We start from the raw sequence: 17,397 nt of genomic DNA, 5'->3' as shown, positions 1-17,397 counted from the left end.
ATCCCTTCGGAGCGTCCCACGCGCCTGAAGGGCTGCGAGAGAGCGTATGGAAAGCTACTACCTCGACTGGGCCAACCTGCTGCTGCGCTGGGTCCACGTCATCACCGCCATCGCCTGGATCGGCGCCTCCTTCTACTTCGTGATGCTGGACAACAGCCTCGAGAAGCCGCAGGACCAGGAATCGCTCGACAAGGGCGTGGGCGGCGAGCAGTGGGCCGTGCACGGCGGCGGCTTCTACAACATGCAGAAGTACGCCTTGGCGCCCAAGAAGCTGCCGGACCACCTGCACTGGTCGTACTGGGAGAGCTACTCCACCTGGATCACGGGTTTCTCGCTCTTCACCATGTCGTACCTGTGGAACGCGAGCACCTACCTCATCGACAAGTCGAAGATGGACTGGCAGCCCGGCGCCGCCATTGCCGTGGCGTTGGCCTTCTTCGTCGTGTTCTGGATGGTCTACGACGGCATCTGCCAGATCTTCGGGCGCCGCAAGCACGGCGACACCATCGTCGGCGTGCTGATCGCCGTCTTCATCGCCTTCGCGACGTGGCTGGCCTGCCAGTGGTTCGCGGGCCGCGCGGCCTTCCTGCTCGTGGGCGCCATGATGGCGACCACCATGAGCGGCAACGTGTTCTTCTGGATCATTCCCGGCCAGCGCAAGAACGTGGCGGCCCTGCGCGAAGGCAAGCCCGTCGACCCGGTGCACGGCCAGCGCGGCAAGCAGCGCAGCGTGCACAACACCTACTTCACGCTGCCGGTGCTGTTCGCGATGCTGAGCAACCACTACAGCTTCGCCTACACGCACAAGTACAACTGGATCGTGCTGCTGCTGATCATGCTCGGCGGCGCGGCCATCCGCCAGTTCTTCGTGGTGCGGCACCGCTTCAAGCTGGGCAACGCGGGCAATCCGCTGCCCTACGCGATGGTCGGCATCGTGGTGCTGGGCCTGACCATCGTCTGGATGAAGCCCGAGCCCGTCGCCGCGCCCGCTGTGGCTGCCGCCGCTCCGGCCGTGCAGTTCAAGGACGTGCAGAAGGTGCTCGAGCAGCGCTGCTTCATGTGCCACGGCGCCGCCGTGCAGATGAAGAACGTGCGGGTCGATTCGCCCGAGCAGGTGTCGGCCCATGCGCAGGCGATCTACCAGCAGGTGGTGGTCACCAAGATCATGCCGATGAACAACGCCACGGGCATCACCGACGAAGAGCGGGCCCTGATCGGCCGCTGGTTCCAGGGCGGCGCAAAGACCAACTAGTCAGACAGAAGTTGACCGGGGGCAAGCGGGGCCGGTCGCGGTCCGCAGCACAATCGCCGGATTGGAGACAAAGCAGCAATGACGACCGCATCGACCCCGGCCTTCGGCCCCGCCCCCGATCCGCGCGAAGCCCCGCGCGTCTTCCTCGAACATCTCTACCGCGTGGCGGTGGACCGCGCGCTGCCGCTGTCCACGCTGGGCGCCCATCTGCCGCCGCCGCCGGATCCGAAGAAAGGCCGCACGCTGGTGCTGGGTGCCGGCAAGGCCGGCGGCTCGATGGTGCAGGCGCTGGAGGCCCTGTGGCCGGCCGATGCGCCGCTCTCCGGGCTGGTCGTCACGCGCTATGACCACATTCCGCCGCGCCCCGAAGGGCTGCCGCAGCGCATCGAGATCGTCGAGGCCGCCCACCCCGTGCCCGACGCGGCAGGCCAGCAGGCGGCAGAGCGCATCCTCGCGCTGACGAAGGGCCTCACGGCCGACGACCTCGTGCTGTGCCTGATTTCCGGCGGCGGCTCGTCGCTGCTGGTGCTGCCGGCCGAGGGGCTGACGCTGGCCGACAAGCAGCGCATCAACAAACAGCTGCTCGAAAGCGGCGCGAACATCGGCGAGATGAACTGCGTGCGCAAGCACCTGTCGCGCATCAAGGGCGGCCGGCTGGCGGCGGCGTGCGCGCCGGCCCGCGTGGTGACGCTGACCATCAGCGACGTGCCCGGCGACGACCCGGCCGTCATCGCCAGCGGCCCGACCGTGCCCGACGCCACCACCTGCGCCGATGCGCTCGCCATCCTCGACCGCTACGGCATCGAGGTGCCCGCGCCGGTGCGCGCCCGGCTCGAGAGCGGCGAACTCGAAACGCCCAAGCCGGACGACGCCGTGTTCAAGGGCCACGAGACGCATTTGATCGCCACGCCGCAGCAATCGCTTGAAGCGGCGGCCAGGGCGGCGCGCGAGGCCGGTGTCGAGGCGCATATCCTCAGCGACGAGATCGAAGGCGAATCGCGCGAAGTCGGCAAGGTGCACGCCGCATTGGCGCGCGCCGTGGCTCACCGCGGCGAGCCTTTCGCGCGGCCCTGCGTGATTCTTTCGGGCGGCGAGACCACCGTCACGATCCGCCCCCGCCAGCCGGGCCAGGCCAAGGGCCGGGGAGGGCGCGCGGGCGAGTTCTGCATGGGATTGGCCGGCGCGCTCATGGGCCAGCCGCAGGTGTGGGCCCTGGCCGCCGACACCGACGGCATCGACGGCGTGGAGGACAACGCCGGTGCCTTCGTCACGCCCGACACGCTGGCGCGCGCCGGCGCTGCGGGAAAGAAGCTGTCCGACCACCTCGACCGCAACGACGCCTATGGCTACTTCGACGCCATCGGCGACCTGTTCGTGACGGGGCCCACGAACACCAACGTCAACGACTTCCGCGCGCTGCTGGTGCTGTAAGAAGAACCGGAGGAGGGGAGCCTTACTCCTTCAGCACCATGTCGATGCACATCACCGCCGCCATGATCAGCAGGCGGCGGGCGTCATTGGCCGGCACCCCCGGGTCGATCGACAGCATGTAGTTGTCGGCGGTGGTGAAGAGCTCCTTGCCCAGCCCCGCCCATTTCTTCGACACCGCGGCAAGCTCGCTGCTGCCCTGCACGAAGCGGAAATCCCAGCTGGTCCACTTGCCCCTGAGCGTACAGGCCACCTGCTCCTGCGCGTCGAGCACGTCGAACTTGCCGCCGATGGAAAAGAGCTTCTGCTTGAAGAAGCCGACGACCCGGTCGTTCTCGTCGAGCACCTGCACCTTCGACAGGAAGATGGAAACGCCACGCCTCACCGACAGCACCTTCTGCCCCTCGGGCGTCGACACCACCACGTTGAAGGGCGTGAAGCGCTTGTAGTCGGTGAAGCGCAGCAGCTTGCTGAAGAAGCCCAGGTCGGGCTCGCGGCACTCCAGGATCTTCTGCTGCGAGTGCGGCTCGAAGATGTCGTAGTTGTTGGCCGCCTTGAAGATGCCGACGTGTTCCTTGATGAAAAACAGGTTGTTGCGCAGTGCCGCGTGCATGGATTCCCTCGTCCTCTGTGTATGTTGGAGTGGCGGGATTATGTTCGGCATGCATGACGGCACCCGGCGCCGGCCGTAGTCGACGTTGGGCGAGGTTTGTGAACTCGGGTTAATCTATGCCCCCGGCGGCCTCAAGGCCGCCATTTTTCGACAGCGCACTCCCCCGGGGTGCCGCGCCGGACACCCAGATTCCCCTTTCATCCAATCTCCAGTCTTCGAAGGAAAAGCTCGCCATGACCTACACCGACACCCGCCTGCTGATCGACAACGAATGGGTCGACGCCACCGGCGGCAAGACGCTGGACGTCGTGAACCCCGCCACCGGCAAGGCCATCGGCAAGGTGGCGTATGCCAGCATCGCCGACCTCGACCGCGCCCTGGCTGCCGCGCAACGCGGCTTCGAGACCTGGCGCAACACCCCCGCCAACGAGCGCGCCGCCGTCATGCGCCGCGCCGCCGGCCTGATCCGCGAACGCGCCGCCGATATCGCCAAGCTGCTCACGCAGGAGCAGGGCAAGCCGCTGGGCGAGGCCAAGGTCGAGACCATGGCCGCCGCCGACATCATCGAATGGTTCGCCGACGAAGGCCGCCGCGTCTACGGCCGCATCGTGCCCTCGCGCAACCTCGCCGCGCAGCAGCTGGTGCTGAAGGAGCCCCTGGGCCCCGTCGCCGCGTTCACGCCCTGGAACTTCCCGATCAACCAGATCGTGCGCAAGCTCGGCGCGGCGCTGGCCACCGGCTGCTCGTTCCTGGTGAAGGCGCCCGAGGAAACCCCGGCGTCGCCCGCCGCGCTGCTGCGCGCCTTCGTCGACGCGGGCATCCCGCCCGGCGTGGTGGGCCTGGTGTTCGGCAACCCCGCCGAGATCTCGAACTACCTCATTTCCCACCCGATCATCCGCAAGGTCACCTTCACGGGCTCGACCCCGGTCGGCAAGCAACTGGCCGCGCTGGCCGGCCAGCACATGAAGCGCGTGACGATGGAACTCGGCGGCCATGCCCCGGTGATCGTCGCCGAAGACGCCGACGTGGCGCTGGCCGTGAAGGCCGCCGGCGCCGCCAAGTTCCGCAACGCGGGCCAGGTCTGCATCTCGCCGACCCGCTTCCTGGTGCACAACAGCCTGCGCAACGAGTTCGCTAGCCTGCTGGTGAAGCACGCCGAAGGCCTGAAGCTCGGCGACGGCCTTGCCGAAGGCACCAACCTCGGCCCGCTGGCCAATGCGCGCCGCCTCACGGCCATGGCCTACGTGCTGGAAGACGCCCGCAAGAAGGGCGCCACCGTCGCGACGGGCGGCGAGCGCGTCGGCGATGCCGGCAACTTCTTCGCCCCCACCGTGCTGACCGACGTGCCGCTGGACGCCGACGTGTTCAACAACGAGCCCTTCGGCCCCATCGCCGCCATCCGCGGCTTCGACACGCTGGAAGAGGCGATCACCGAAGCCAACCGCCTGCCTTTCGGCCTGGCCGGCTACGCCTTCACCAAGTCGATCAAGAACGCGCACTTGCTGAGCCAGAAGCTCGAGCTGGGCATGCTCTGGATCAACCAGCCCGCAACGCCCTCGCCAGAAATGCCTTTCGGCGGCGTGAAGGATTCGGGCTACGGCTCGGAAGGCGGCCCCGAGGCGCTCGAGGCCTACCTGAACACCAAGGCGGTTTCGATCCTGGGCGTTTAATAAACGACCGACCAGAAACTCGTTTACCGCGTCTTGCCGCAAGGCGGCATCGCTTCTAAGCGGTGCCGCTTTTTTTGCGGGCTGCGCTGCTATCTGGGCTCGAGTTTGTAGGCATCGTAGATTTTCTTCATATCCTTCTGAAGAGTTGCTGTTGCAGCCTGGGTGGCTGCAAGCATCTGCTGAGTTGCCACGGTATAGAACGCCCGTGAAGTTTTTTCACTGGCGGCGACGACGCGCTGCCCGGATGGGGACGAGTAAAACGCGATCGCGGCGCGGAGGTCTGCTTCGCTGAGATCCGGCACCAAGTGCTCTACGTAGAACGCTCTGAATTCCGCACCGGAGCTGTAGCTGCAAACAGTCGCTCTATAGCGTCTGTGCGCGGCTTCCACATCGGGCCAGTAGGAGGATTTCGGTGTGAGTGACCCAAAGCTTCTCGGATCCATCGAGTAGGCCTGACTGGCAAAGCTTTGTCCCCCTTCTTCCGTGCAGCGCGCCAGCAGTTCGTCGTACATCGAAGTCAGGCGAGCAGCGTCGAAGAACTGCGCCGCCAACTGTTTTTTCGAGTCCGTCGTCGATGCTGGCGAGGGCGAGGGTTGAGCGTGTGCTGCAACCATGGCTGTCAGCGTGGTCGTCACGACCAGGTGTCCCAGGATTTGGGCTTTCAATGTTTCTCCCCGTATTTTTCGAAGCTGTGTCAGCTGGTTCGCTGATTGTTGGCTCGAAGCGGCATCCTAGCGTGACTATTCCTCAGCAGTGGCATTCCAGAAGGCCTGCTGCACGCCGTCGAGTGCCTCCAGATCCGCGATGACGCGGTCGAGCTCCGCGGGCTCGACCGCCGTCGCATAGAGCGTCGCGCCGATCTCGGTGTCGGCCGGTCCGAAAGGGTGCTGGTCGACGTCGCGCACCGGATAGTTCGCGGCCTCCAGCAGCAACAGCAGCTGGTCGAGCACCTCGGGCCGCGCCGCGCGCGAGCAGATCACGCGCACCACGTAGGTCGCTTCGCTGGCCTCCTCGCTGATCGGCTGGCGGTTGATGCGGTTCACCACCGGTCGCAGCAGCGTGTTGCTTGCCAGTACGAAGAGCGCCGCGATCAGCGCCTCGCCCAGCAGGTCGGCGCCCGCGCAGGCGCCCACCGCCGCCGACCCCCACAGCGTCGCCGCCGTGTTCAGCCCCGTGACGTTGGCGCCTTCCTTCATGATCGCGCCCGCGCCCAGGAAGCCGATGCCCGACACCACATAAGCCACCACGCGCACAGCGCCGCCGCTGCCGTCGAGCCGGTAGGCCATGTCGACGAACACCGCCGCGCCCACGGCCACCAGCGTGTTGGTGCGAAGGCCGGCCGTGCGCTGGCGTATCTGGCGCTCCAGGCCGATCACCGAGCCGAGGATGAAGGCGGCGGCCACGCTGACGAGGGTGTCGAGCAGCGAGGCGAGGTTGATGTTGTTGATGGCTTGCATCGATGGATTCCCTCTTGTTGTTGATGTTGGTGCCGTAGTTTGAAGCCGCCCGGTGTCATGAGCATGTCATGGACCCGGACGGCCACGGGAAGTCACTGCCACCCGTACCTGCGCGCATACCACCCCTTCACCGCCTGCGTCAGCAACGCATAGCCCAGCAGCATCGCCACCAGCCACGGGAAGTACGCCAGCGGCAGCGCCTGCAGCTTGAAGTAGTGCGACAGCGGCCCCATCGGCAGCCAGATGCCCACGGCGGCGATCGCCGCGCCCATGATGAGCAGCGGCCATGCGGCGCGGCTTTGCAGGAACGGGATCTTGCGCGTGCGGATCAGGTGCACGATCAGCGTCTGCGACAGCAGGCCTTCGACGAACCAGCCCGACTGGAAGAGCGTCTGGTGTTCCACCGAGTTGGCGGCAAAGACGAACCACATCACCGTGAAGGTCAGGATGTCGAACACCGAGCTCAGTGGGCCGAAGAACACCATGAAGCGGCCCAGGTCGGCCGGGTTCCAGCGCTGCGGACTCTTGAGGAACTCGTCGTCCACGTTGTCGAACGGAATGGCGATCTGCGACACGTCGTACAGCAGGTTCTGCACCAGCAGGTGCAAGGGCAGCATCGGCAGGAAGGGCAGGAACGCGCTTGCCACCAGCACCGAGAACACGTTGCCGAAGTTCGAGCTCGCGGTGAGCTTGATGTACTTGAGCATGTTCGCGAATGTGCGGCGCCCTTGGATCACGCCTTGCTCCAGCACCATCAGGCTCTTCTCGAGCAGGATGATGTCGGCCGACTCCTTGGCCACGTCCACCGCGCTGTCCACCGAGATGCCGATGTCCGCGGCACGCAGCGCGGGCGCGTCGTTGATGCCGTCGCCCATGAAGCCCACCACGTGCCCGTTGGCATGCAGCGCGTGCACGATGCGTTCCTTGTGCGCGGGCGTGAGCTTGGCGAAGACCTGGTGCGCCTCGACGACCAGCTTCAGGTCGGCATCGACCATGTCCTCGATCTCCGCGCCGAGAACAATGCGGCCCACTTCGAGGCCCACGTCGGCGCAGACCTTGCGCGTGACCAGTTCGTTGTCGCCCGTCAGGACCTTCACCGCCACGCCGTGCTCGGCCAGCGCGCTCAGCGCGGGTGCGGTCGATTCCTTCGGCGGGTCGAGGAAGGCGACGTATCCGAGCAGCGTGAGCCCCGACTCGTCCGCCACGCCGTAGGCCGGCTTCTGCTCCTCGATCTTCAGCGAGCGGCTGGCCACGGCCACCACGCGCAGGCCCTGGGCATTGAGCTGCGAGGCCACGCTGTGGATGCGCGCGAGCACGTCGGCGTCGAGCGACAGCACTTCCGCGCCGCGTTCGACCGAGGTGCACACCGAGAGGATCTCTTCCAGCGCGCCCTTGCAGATCAGCAGGTGCTCGCTGCCACCGTTGGCCACCACCACCGACATGCGGCGGCGCGAGAAGTCGAAGGGCACTTCGTCGATCTTGCGGTAGGCGGTCTGCAGGCGCGTCTCGAGTTGCATCTCGGCGTGGCTCAGCACGGCCTTGTCCAGCAGGTTCTTCAGGCCGGTCTGGTGAAAGCTGTTGAGGTAGGCCAGCTGCAGCACGTGGTCGGACTGCTCGCCCCACGCGTTGGTGTGGCGTTCGAGCACGATGCGGTCCTGCGTCAGCGTGCCGGTCTTGTCCGTGCACAGCACGTCCATGGCACCGAAGTTGTGGATGGCTTCCAGCCGCTTCACGATCACCTTCTGGCGCGACATCACGACCGCGCCCTTGGCGAGCGTGGCGGTCACGATCATCGGCAGCATCTCGGGCGTGAGGCCGACCGCGATCGACAGCGCGAACAGCGCGGCCTCCCACCAGTCGCCCTTGGCCACGCCGTTGATCACCAGCACCAGCGGCGCCATCACCAGCATGAAACGGATCAGCACCCAGCTCACGCGGTTGATGCCGGCCTGGAAGGCGCTCGTGCCGCGATCGGTGGCCGTCACGCGCTGGGCCAGCGCGCCGAAGAAGGTGCGGTCGCCGGTGTGCACGATCACCGCGGTGGCGGTGCCGCTGATGACGTTGGTGCCCATGAAGAGCAGGTTCTCGCGTTCCAGCACACCCGCTGCATGGTCGCCGCGATCGACGACGAACTTCTCAACCGGCATCGCCTCGCCCGTCAGCGCCGACTGGCTGATGAACAGGTCCTTGGCCGTGATCAGCCGGCAGTCGGCCGGAATCATGTCACCGGCAGACAGCGCGATCACCTCGCCGGGCACCAGGTCGCGCATCGGCACCTCGACGCGCACCGTGCCGGCGTGCGTGGTGTCGAAGCCCTCGTCGCCGGCCGCGCCTTCCTTGTGGCCCGGGGCGGGGCGCAGCACGGTGGAGGTGTTGCTCACCATCGCCTTGAGCCGATCGGCTGCCTTGTTGGAGCGCGACTCCTGCAGGAAGCGCAGCACCGTCGACAGCACCACCATGCTGCCGATCACCAGCGTGGCCTTCATGTCCTCGGTGACGTAGGAGACCAGCGCCAGCACCGTCAGCAGCAGGTTGAACGGATTGCGATAGCACTGCCACAGGTGCTGCCACCAGCGAAGCGGCTGCTCGTGGCGCACCTCGTTGCTGCCGAGGCGCTTGCGCAGCACCTGCGCATGGCCCTCGCTGAGGCCGCGCGGCGAGCTGCCGAGCTTGACCAGCATCTCGCCGGCATCGGTGCGCGAGGCGGCGCTCAGTGCCTTCGCGATGTCGGGCGGCATGCTGATGGAGCCGGTTCCGACGGGCTTCGAGCCCAGCAGCGTCTGCCAGCGCTCGAAGTGGTGCAGCATGTGGCGGCTGCGCAGGAAGCTTTCGAAAAAGGACTTGAGGACGTTCTTCATGGTGTTCTCCTTCGGGCGGCCGCCACTGCCGCCCGCCCAAGGAGAACCCCGGCATCAATCAGCCAGCCGGGAGCAACCCTTTGCGAGGCGCGGCAGCGGACCGCGTCGTTGTTGGAATAGGTCTGAGCGAAGGGGGCGCGCTATGGCGCCGACAAGAGGCGGGGTCCATGGTGTGCTCCTGGGTTGCTTGCGGGTTGCTCGAAGAGAAGAGTGGCGGCGCGCGCTTCAGCGGCGGGGCACGCAGATCGGCTGCAGCAGCAGATAGCTGCGGATGCGGCGCGTGGTCCAGAGCGCGGCAGCCTGGTCGAGCTTGGCATCCACGGCAGGCGCTGCTTGCACCGCCGTAGGGGCAGCGTGCTCAGGCACGTGCGCCGACGGACGAACACGCTGTTGTTCGTGCGGCTGACGACGAAGATGAAAGTGACGCATGACAAGGCTCCTTCGCACAGAAGGGCCTCGCGCACGGACGCACGCAAGCTGACTGAAATAGTCAGTGACGAGAACGACGGGTATCGGGAGGAGGGGAGCCGCTCGCCGGAATGGCAAACGGGTCACGCTGTGTGCAACACCGGCACGCAGCGCGGGGAGCCTGCGCTAGAGGGCCGGATGTGTCACGCCTGCCGAGGCACGCGTCTTGTCACTGATCCAACTGGCACTGTCCACGCACGGGGCTCCGAAATGAAGATTTCCGGATTGTTGCACCGCGGCATGCGGGGCGTCAACCCGCGGAGCGATGTTTTGCGATGCGAAAGAACGCATTGCCGGGCCGGTTATCGACCAGCCGGTGTGCGATCCATTCCAAAGAGGTCGAAAGCAAATGCCGCCATCCTCTCGTCGAGGCTGCCGCCGGGAGCGATCAATCCGTACTTGACGGCTGCGGCGGTGAAGGTCGCCACCGGATCTGGAACGGCGAACATCGGCCGATTCCATTCCTGTTGCGCGACAAGCCGAGGGTTCATCTCGGCGTTGGCTACATACAGTCGATCGACGAGTTCGTCGAAATTTGCTCCAGCAGCACGTCCCCCTGAGAGCAGAATCCATTCCGCAACAAAGGCATTGCGCCACGCGCGGGCGGGTTCAGGGTTGTAGTTCGTGGACAAACGCACCTCCTTACTTTGCTGCCGGAAAAATGTTAACTGCAGCAAATCCGCACAGATGTAAGTATCGTGTCGCCAGTCGTGAGAGTTGTGAGGAATGGCCGGAATGGCCATCTTTTTGTTGATCTTTCGACCTAGTTCGGCCGAGGTGGTGCCGCTCGACTGGGTACCCCTCGCTCCAGGCATGATTGTCGGCTCCCTTCCATCCGAGCCTTCGAAGAGCTCTCGAACAGCTATCGCGAACAATGAAATTTGCCGTCTTGTTCATCTGCACCGGCAACATTTGCCGCTCGCCCACGGCCCACACCCTGCTCATGCACAAGGCCCGCGCAGTCGGTTTCGAAATAGATGTCGACAGCGCCGCCATCTCCGACGAGGAGCGCGGCAACCCGCCCGATCCACGCTCGGTGGCCGAGGCCAGGCGGCGCGGCATCGAGATGCACGCGCACTGCGCGCGGCAGGTCCGCAAGTCCGACTTCGATCGCTTCGATCTGATCATCGGCATGACCGCCCAGCATTGCGCGGCGCTGCGCAGGCTTGCGCCCGCCGGCACGGCCGGCAAGATCCATCTGTTCACCGAATACGCCGACGGCATCGAAGGCGATGTGCCCGACCCGTGGTACGGCGGGCAGAAGGATTTTGTCGAGGTCTTCGACCTGATCGACCGCGGCGTGGATGGCCTGCTCGCGCGACTGCAAGCCGACGCTGCGGCTACCAGCGCACCCGCACGCCCACCGAAGCGTTGAGCGAGCTTTTCATGCGCGTGTCTCCTCCCGTGGCCCAGAGCTTGCCCAGTTCGCCGTAGACCGCCGTGCGCTCGCCGAGCGCGAGGGTGAAGCCACCGGCCAGTTCGGTGCTGGTGCCGCCCGTTTCGCTGGCGATGCCGGTGCTGCCGGCCGGCCCTGTCAGGCGCGCGACGTCGGTGCCGCTCGATGCTCGGTTGATGTTGATGCGCGCATAGGGCTGCAGCAAGCCGACGCCGGTGGCGATGGAACCCTTGATGCGCAGGCCGGCGCGCGCGATCAGGCCGTCGTGCGTGTCCTGCGTGATCCAGGCGCCGGAGATGCTCGTGCCGTCCATGCTCAGGCGCTGGTGGATGAGCTGAAGCTGCGGCTCCACGCGCCAGCCGCCCCCGATGTCGAAGGCTTTGCCCACCTCGACGGACGCCAGGAAGCTGTCGCCCTTGCCCGAAGTGCCCATGCTCGCGAGCGGCCGCGCCGTGTAGCGGTGCTGGCCGCCCTGCAGCACGATGTCGGTGTACCAGCCGGCATCGTTGTGCCAAGTGGCGTACACGCCGAGGTAGCGGCTGCGCAGGTCGCTGCGGCCCACGCGCAGGCCCTGGATGCCGCTGGCGAAGCCGCGCACGTCGACGTCGCCCTCGAGCTGGCCGACGTAGATGCCGGCACGCCAGTTCGCATCGGCCCACAGGTCGGTGCCGGCCTGGAAGCCCGTGAGGCGGCCCTTGCTCTCGGGGCTCGCGGTGCCGCGCTGGCGCACGTCGATGTCGGTGCTCAGCACGCGGCCCCATGCGCGGCGTCCGGCGTCGGCCGTCGAGTCGCCGGCGTCGTTGGACTGCCGCATGTCGTCGCCGCCGCGCAGGTGCAGGTTGCCGAGCATCGCGACATTCGCCTGGCGCAGTTGCTGGGGCAGGGCGGCATACAGCGGTACCTCTGCACGGTAGGTCGGCAGGCCTGGCCCGCCCGGCGCACCTGGCACGCCGGGGCCGCCCGCGCCCGTCGTCGAGCGCAGATACCAGTTCTCGCCCGCGCCGTTCGCATCGGCCGGATAGAGGCGGTATTCGTAGGCACCGGCATCCACGTGCCCGCCGGCGAGCGTGAAGGCGTCCCTGGTGGTTTGGGCGGTGGTGGTCGCGCCGTTGAGGGCGCTGATCACCTCGATGCCGTTGCCCGTGGTCAGCGCGCCCAGGCCGCCGAGATTGACGATCTGCACGGTGGTGCGGCCGCTGGCTGTGGCGCCTGCGCCGTCGAGCATCAGCCGATCGGACGGACCGCTCGCATTCAGCACTGCGCCCAGCCGCAGCACGCCGTTGTTGCCCACATACGGGCCCGTCACGGTGAGGCTGGTGCCGGCCGTCGCGCCCGTCAGCGAAACCGTGCCGCTGTTGTTCAGCGAGCCGATGGTCTGGTTGAAGCCCGCGAGGTCGAGCGTCGCGCCCGCGGCCACGCTGTGGGCGGAAGTCGCGCTGAAGGCGTTGGCGGCGCCGGCCTGCAGCGTGCCGGCATTCACCTGCGTCGCGCCGCCATAGCCGTTCGAGCCAGCCAGCGTGAAGGTGCCGGTGCCCTGCTTCACGAGGCTGCCGCTGCCGCTCAGGCTGCCGCCGAACGTGGTGCTGGTGTTGTCGCCGCCGGTCGTGAGCGTCGCGCTGCCCAGCTTCAGTTCGCCGCCCGCGCTGCCGCCGCCGGAGAGCGATCCGATGGTCTGGTCGAAGCCGTTCAGGTCCAGTGTGGCGCTGGCCTTGTCGGCCAGCGCGATTGTCGCCGTCGGGTTCAGCAGACCGGCGGCGCCGAGCCGCAGCGTGCCGGCGTCGACCACCGTGGCACCGGTGTGGTTGTTGGTGCCGGCCAGTGTCAGCGTGCCCTGGCCCGATTTGACGAGGGTGCCGCTGCCACCCAGCGTGCCGCTCGCGGTGAAGTCGTGGGCCGCGTCGACGACCTCGATGCCGCCGCCCGCCGCGCCGATGTCGATGTCGCGCGCCGTACCGGCGAAGCCCGTGCCGGTGACTTGCAGGCGCCCGCCGTCGAGCGCGAGTCCGCCGCCGGCCGCGCCGAGGTTTGCATCGGCGGAAACCGACAGCGCGCCACCCTGCACGGCCGTGCCGCCGGTATAGGTGTTGGTGCCGCCCAGCACCAGCGTGCCCGCGCCTGTCTTGGTGATGCCCGCGCTGCCGGCGATCGCGCTGTTCACCGTTGCGACGAAGCCCGAAGAGGCCGCGCTGCCGTCGCCCACGCGGATCTCGGCCTTGGCGCCGCCGATGCCCAGCAGCGTGAGCGCATCGCCGGCCAGCGTGTAGCCGCCGCTGGTGAACTGCATGCCCAGCGCCTGCACCGCGCCGCCGGTCTTGTCGATGGTCACGGTGCCCGGCGCGCCGCCGAAGATGGCGAAGCCCGGCTGCGGCTGCATGGGCACGGTCACCGTGCCGGCCGCGTCGGTCCATACCGGGCTGATGGTCGACCACGTGCCCGTGCCGCCGCCGGACTGCACCAGACTGGCCAGGCCGTCGGCGTTCCAGAAGTTCAGCGTCAGGCCGGTGGTGTTGACCAGGTTGAAGCGCTTGTCGGCGCTGAGGTTCTGCAGCAGCACCGTGCTGCCGCCCGGCACGCCGCCCAGCGAGAGGCTGCCGACGCCTGTCAGCGAGCCGCCGTAGTCGACGAGCCGGTACACGCCGGGGCCGAAGCTGCCGCCGTTGGCGACGTTCAGCGTCACCGCCCCGCCGAGCGACAAATTGCCGCCCACGCTCACGCTGTCGCTCGCACCGGGCGTGCTGAAGTCGGACCCCGGAGCGCCGAAATCGAAATCCAGCGTGCTGCCGGCGGCGAGCGAAAGATTGCCGCCGACCGTCAGCACGCCGAAGCTGCCGGCCGTGCCGGCACCCGGAGCCAGCTTCGCGCCCGTGTTCAGGGTGACGTCGCCGCCGATGCGGCCGGTGCCGCCCAGCGTGGCGCCGGTCAGCACCGTGACCGCGCCAGTGCCCGTGGCGCTGCCGCTCGCATTGGTGGCCAGCAGCGTGCCTGATGCGACGGTGGTCGCCCCCGAGTAAGTGTTCGCGCCGCCCAGGCTCAGCATCCCCGTGCCGCCATAGTTGAGGCCGGCCGTGCCGTCGATGACGCCGCCCAGCACGATGTTCTTCGCACCCGTGACGCTCAGTGCGCCATTGAGCGTGACGTTGTTCGCCAGCGCGACGTCGGCGCTCGAGGTCAGCGTTGCCGCGCCGGCCACGGTGAGCGCACCCGTTCCCAGCGAGGTGCCCGTGCCCACGCCGAGCGTGCCGGCCTGCAGCGTCACGCCGCCGCCGAAGTTGTTGGCGCCGCCGAGCACGAGCGTGCCGGTGCCGGTCTTGATGAGAGAGCCGCCGCCGCCGATGGGCCCGTTCAGCGTGAGATCGTTGGCGCCGCCCACCGTCAGGGCCACGCCTGTGCCGAGCGAGACCGCGTTGACCAGCGCCAGGGCGCCGGCCGCGCTCTGCAGGCCGGCGTTGCCCGTCACGCCGAGGGTGCCGCTGCCCAGCGAGGTGCTGGTGCCCAGCGAGAGAGTGCCGCCCGCCAGTGAAACGCCGCCCGAGAAGTCGCTCGCGCCGGCCAGCGTGACGCTGCCGGGACCGTTCACCGCGAGCGCGCCGGCGCCGGTGATGGTGCCGCCCTGCGCGAGCGCGTTGGCGCCGGTCAGGCTCAGCGTGGTCCCGCTGCCCAGCGTTGTGCCGTTGCCAAGCACGATGCCCGGCACGTTCGCCGTGAGGCTCGCGTTGCCTGTCACGCCGAGCCCGCCGGTGCCCAGTGCGAGGTCGTTGCCCACGCCGAGCGTGCCGCTGCCCAGCGTGACGCCGCCGCTGAAGGCGGCGTTCGCGCCGTTCAGGCTCAGCTTGCCCGTGCCGTTGAACGACAGCGCACCTGCGCCCGAGACCAGCCCGCCCAGAGCGATGTCGTTGCCGCCGCCGACGGCCAGGCCCGCGTTGAGCACCACCGCATTGCCCAGGTTCACGCCCGCGCTGGCATCGAGCGTGGCCGCGCCGTTGACCGTGAGCGCGCCCAATCCCAGCGAGGTGTTCGTGCCCACGCCCAGTCCGCCGCCGAGCAGGTTCACACCGCCGGAGAACCCGTTGGCGCCGCCCAGGGTGAGCTTGGCTGGCCCCGACTGCGTCAGGCCGCCGAGGCCGCCGATGGTGCCGTTGAGTGCGAGATCGCTGCTGCTGGCGATGTTCAGGCTCGCGTTCAGGTTGAAGTTGTTGGCGAGGCCCACGGGCGTGTTCGCCGCCAGCGAACTGGCGCCGCTCACCGTCACCGCGCCCACGCCCAGCGCGAGGTTGTTGCCCACGGTGAGCGTGCCGCCGCCCAGGTTGAAACCACCGCTGAAGCCGTTGGCGCCGTTGAGCGTGAGCCCCGGCGCGCCGGCCAGGCTCATCCCACCTGTGCCGCTGATCTTGCCGTTGAGCGTCAGCGCACCGCCGCTTCCGCCGCCTCCCAGGTTCAGCGTGTTGTTGAGCACGATGTCGTTGCCCAACACGAGGCCGCTCTTGCCGGTCAGCGTGGCGGCACCGGCGATAGTCAATGCGCCGGTGCCGAGCGCGGTTGCGGAGCCGAGGTCTATCGAGCCGGCCTGCAGCACGGTGCCCCCGCCGTAGTCGTTGGCGCCGTTCAGCACCAGGTTGCCGCTGGCGAGCGTCAGGCTGCCGGCGCCGTCGATGTTGCCGTTCAAGGTCAGCGTGCCCGCGCCATTGAGCGTCAGTGCGCCGTTGAGCTGCACCTGGTTGGTGAGCGTGCCGGTGAAGGCGGTGTTGAGCGCGGCAGGGCCGCCGACCATAAACATGCCCGTGCCAAGCGAACTCGCATTGCCGAGCGTCAGTCCGCCGCCATTGAGTGCCAGCCCACCGCTGAAGTCGTTGTTGCCCGACAGCGTGAGCGTGCCGCTGCCGTTCTTGATCAGGCCGCCAGCACCGGTGAGGGTGCCACCCAGCGTCAGGCTGTTGGCGCCCTGCACGAACAGCCCGGTGGCGAGATCGACGTTCTGCGACAGCGTGAGCCCGCTGACCGACGGCTGGATCGCGCCGCCGTTGCCGGTGAGCGTTCCTGTGCCGAAGGACAGGGCGTTGTCGAAGATCGCGGTGCCGCCATTGAGTGTGGCTTTGCCGCTCACCAGTGCGCCGCTGAGCGTCCAGGTACCGCTGTTGACAACGAGATTCTCGAAGTTGAGGTACTGCAGGCTCGAGACCGTGCCCGAGCCGCCGCTGCCGGAACCGGGCCCCGCCACGGTGTTCTGCAGCACCAGCGTGTCGGTGCCGCCTATGCCCGCATCGACCGTGCCGCCGGCCGCGAAGGTGACGAAGCTCGGCGGCACCGCGAGTGTTGGAATGGTCACGCCGGGCAGCGGCACCAGCCCGCCGTTGATCGACGAGCCCGTCACCGCCACGAAGGTGTCGTTGCTCAGCGTCGTGCCCAGCGAGACGCTGCCGTTGATCGTGCCCGCGTTGACGAAGGTGTTGCCGCCGATGGTCGGGCTCTGGAAGGCCACCCGGCCGGTGATCGTTCCGGTGTTCGTGAAGTTGACGTTGCCCCCGCCGTACACGGCGACTGCGATCGAGTTGATCGGATCGAAGAGCCCCAGCGCGCTCATGCCGATCGTGCCGCTGTTGTTGAAGGTCGTGGTCCCGGTGTTGGCGATGACGGCCGCCGCCCCCAGCAGGCCGAAGGTGCCGTCGAAGGTGCCTTCGATCGTGCCCTGGTTGTTCACCGTGACGTTGCCATTGCCGGGCACTACCAGATTGCCGATCGTGAGGGCCCGCGAGAGCACGAGGGAGCCCGCCGCATTGGCGTCGATGGCGCCCAGGTTGTTGAGCGTGATGCCGTTGCCGCCCAGTGTCATTGCCGTGCCGCCGGGCAGGGTGCTCATGATGGCGCCCGACTGCACCGTGACGGCAAGACCGTTGGCGTTGCTCAGGAAGCTGTTCGGGTTGGGCGGCAGCAGGATCGGAACGTCGGTGCAGGTGACCACGTCGTTGTCGACGGGCGAGGCTGGCGTGCAGGCCGCGAAGGCCTCGCCGCCGTGCAGCGCCAGTGCCGCAAGCGCCGCGAGCGCACCGAGTGCGGGAGCAGTGCCCCTGCGCACGGCACGCCTTCGTCCCCTGACTGCTGTCCCTCCAGAACCGCTGGCGCTCTTCGCCAGTTCGGAAACCACGCGATACCGGCTCTGCCGGCGGTCGAAGATCACACGGTAGACATGGTTCACGGCTCGCCTCCAAGCCTTTGTAATGCGTGTGATTATTTGTGAGGCATGGGTGAAGTGAATATCTG

Annotated in this window: 10 protein-coding genes and 1 pseudogene; 4 read left to right on the top strand and 7 right to left on the bottom strand. The window is 67.7% G+C overall.

Annotated elements, in window-relative coordinates; all coding sequences use genetic code 11:
- Positions 1-46: 46 nt before the first annotated feature.
- Both FHT32_RS00795 and FHT32_RS00790 read left to right on the top strand, forming a co-directional pair.
- The gene (locus tag FHT32_RS00795; protein ID WP_176662776.1) at positions 47-1,252 is read left to right on the top strand and encodes a urate hydroxylase PuuD; all 1,206 of its coding nucleotides are present in this window, start codon (positions 47-49) and stop codon (positions 1,250-1,252) included.
- Positions 1,253-1,330: 78 nt separating this feature from the next.
- Positions 1,331-2,683 (top strand): glycerate kinase, encoded by a 1,353-nt coding sequence (locus FHT32_RS00790; RefSeq protein ID WP_176662775.1) that lies wholly within the window; start codon positions 1,331-1,333, stop codon positions 2,681-2,683.
- A 22-nt stretch (positions 2,684-2,705) separates the two neighbouring features.
- Here the strand turns inward: FHT32_RS00790 and FHT32_RS00785 are convergent, their stop codons facing one another.
- On the bottom strand, positions 2,706-3,293 hold the full coding sequence (locus tag FHT32_RS00785; protein ID WP_176662774.1) for a phospholipid scramblase-related protein: 588 nt from the start codon (positions 3,291-3,293) through the stop codon (positions 2,706-2,708).
- Positions 3,294-3,526: 233 nt separating this feature from the next.
- On the opposite strand from FHT32_RS00785, the gene FHT32_RS00780 reads away from it, so the two are divergent.
- A complete protein-coding gene (locus tag FHT32_RS00780; RefSeq protein ID WP_176662773.1) occupies positions 3,527-4,963 on the top strand; it encodes an NAD-dependent succinate-semialdehyde dehydrogenase in 1,437 nt (478 codons plus the stop codon).
- An 89-nt stretch (positions 4,964-5,052) separates the two neighbouring features.
- Here FHT32_RS00780 and FHT32_RS35340 read toward each other — a convergent pair whose 3' ends face one another.
- The 4 genes from FHT32_RS35340 to FHT32_RS00755 form a co-directional block, all read right to left on the bottom strand.
- Complete coding sequence (locus FHT32_RS35340; protein WP_176662772.1) at positions 5,053-5,598, bottom strand: DUF2059 domain-containing protein; 546 nt, start codon at positions 5,596-5,598, stop codon at positions 5,053-5,055.
- Between the two features lie 105 nt (positions 5,599-5,703).
- On the bottom strand, positions 5,704-6,420 hold the full coding sequence (locus tag FHT32_RS00770; RefSeq protein WP_176662771.1) for an MgtC/SapB family protein: 717 nt from the start codon (positions 6,418-6,420) through the stop codon (positions 5,704-5,706).
- 92 nt (positions 6,421-6,512) lie between these two features.
- Positions 6,513-9,278 (bottom strand): magnesium-translocating P-type ATPase, encoded by a 2,766-nt coding sequence (mgtA, locus tag FHT32_RS00765; RefSeq protein ID WP_176662770.1) that lies wholly within the window; start codon positions 9,276-9,278, stop codon positions 6,513-6,515.
- Between the two features lie 770 nt (positions 9,279-10,048).
- Complete coding sequence (locus FHT32_RS00755) at positions 10,049-10,489, bottom strand: hypothetical protein (protein ID WP_176662768.1); 441 nt, start codon at positions 10,487-10,489, stop codon at positions 10,049-10,051.
- A 131-nt stretch (positions 10,490-10,620) separates the two neighbouring features.
- Here FHT32_RS00755 and FHT32_RS00750 point away from each other — a divergent pair, with 131 nt between their 5' ends.
- Positions 10,621-11,121 (top strand): low molecular weight protein-tyrosine-phosphatase, encoded by a 501-nt coding sequence (locus tag FHT32_RS00750; RefSeq protein WP_176662767.1) that lies wholly within the window; start codon positions 10,621-10,623, stop codon positions 11,119-11,121.
- Here the strand turns inward: FHT32_RS00750 and FHT32_RS00745 are convergent.
- Positions 11,087-17,212, bottom strand: a complete 6,126-nt coding sequence (locus FHT32_RS00745; RefSeq protein ID WP_371132132.1) for an autotransporter outer membrane beta-barrel domain-containing protein — start codon at positions 17,210-17,212, stop codon at positions 11,087-11,089. The two genes, FHT32_RS00750 and FHT32_RS00745, sit on opposite strands and share 35 nt — an antisense overlap.
- 3 nt (positions 17,213-17,215) lie before the next feature.
- Positions 17,216-17,332: pseudogene (locus FHT32_RS35335) on the bottom strand (ESPR-type extended signal peptide-containing protein); the annotation flags it as partial.
- Between the last annotated feature and the right edge of the window lie 65 nt (positions 17,333-17,397).

It is taken from the genome of Variovorax sp. SG517, from assembly GCF_013376045.1.
Classification (GTDB): domain Bacteria; phylum Pseudomonadota; class Gammaproteobacteria; order Burkholderiales; family Burkholderiaceae_C; genus Variovorax.
The sequence above is the reverse complement of the archived record's forward strand: the minus strand, read 5'-3'. Positions and strand labels throughout refer to the sequence as shown.

Coding starts and splice junctions, on each gene's coding strand:
- FHT32_RS00750 (WP_176662767.1), top strand. CDS start 10,621: ATGAAATTTGCCGTCTTGTTCATCTGCACCGGCAACATTTGCCGCTCG.
- FHT32_RS00785 (WP_176662774.1), bottom strand. CDS start 3,293: ATGCACGCGGCACTGCGCAACAACCTGTTTTTCATCAAGGAACACGTC.
- FHT32_RS00770 (WP_176662771.1), bottom strand. CDS start 6,420: ATGCAAGCCATCAACAACATCAACCTCGCCTCGCTGCTCGACACCCTC.
- FHT32_RS00755 (WP_176662768.1), bottom strand. CDS start 10,489: ATGGCCATTCCGGCCATTCCTCACAACTCTCACGACTGGCGACACGAT.
- mgtA (WP_176662770.1), bottom strand. CDS start 9,278: ATGAAGAACGTCCTCAAGTCCTTTTTCGAAAGCTTCCTGCGCAGCCGC.
- FHT32_RS00780 (WP_176662773.1), top strand. CDS start 3,527: ATGACCTACACCGACACCCGCCTGCTGATCGACAACGAATGGGTCGAC.
- FHT32_RS00795 (WP_176662776.1), top strand. CDS start 47: ATGGAAAGCTACTACCTCGACTGGGCCAACCTGCTGCTGCGCTGGGTC.
- FHT32_RS00790 (WP_176662775.1), top strand. CDS start 1,331: ATGACGACCGCATCGACCCCGGCCTTCGGCCCCGCCCCCGATCCGCGC.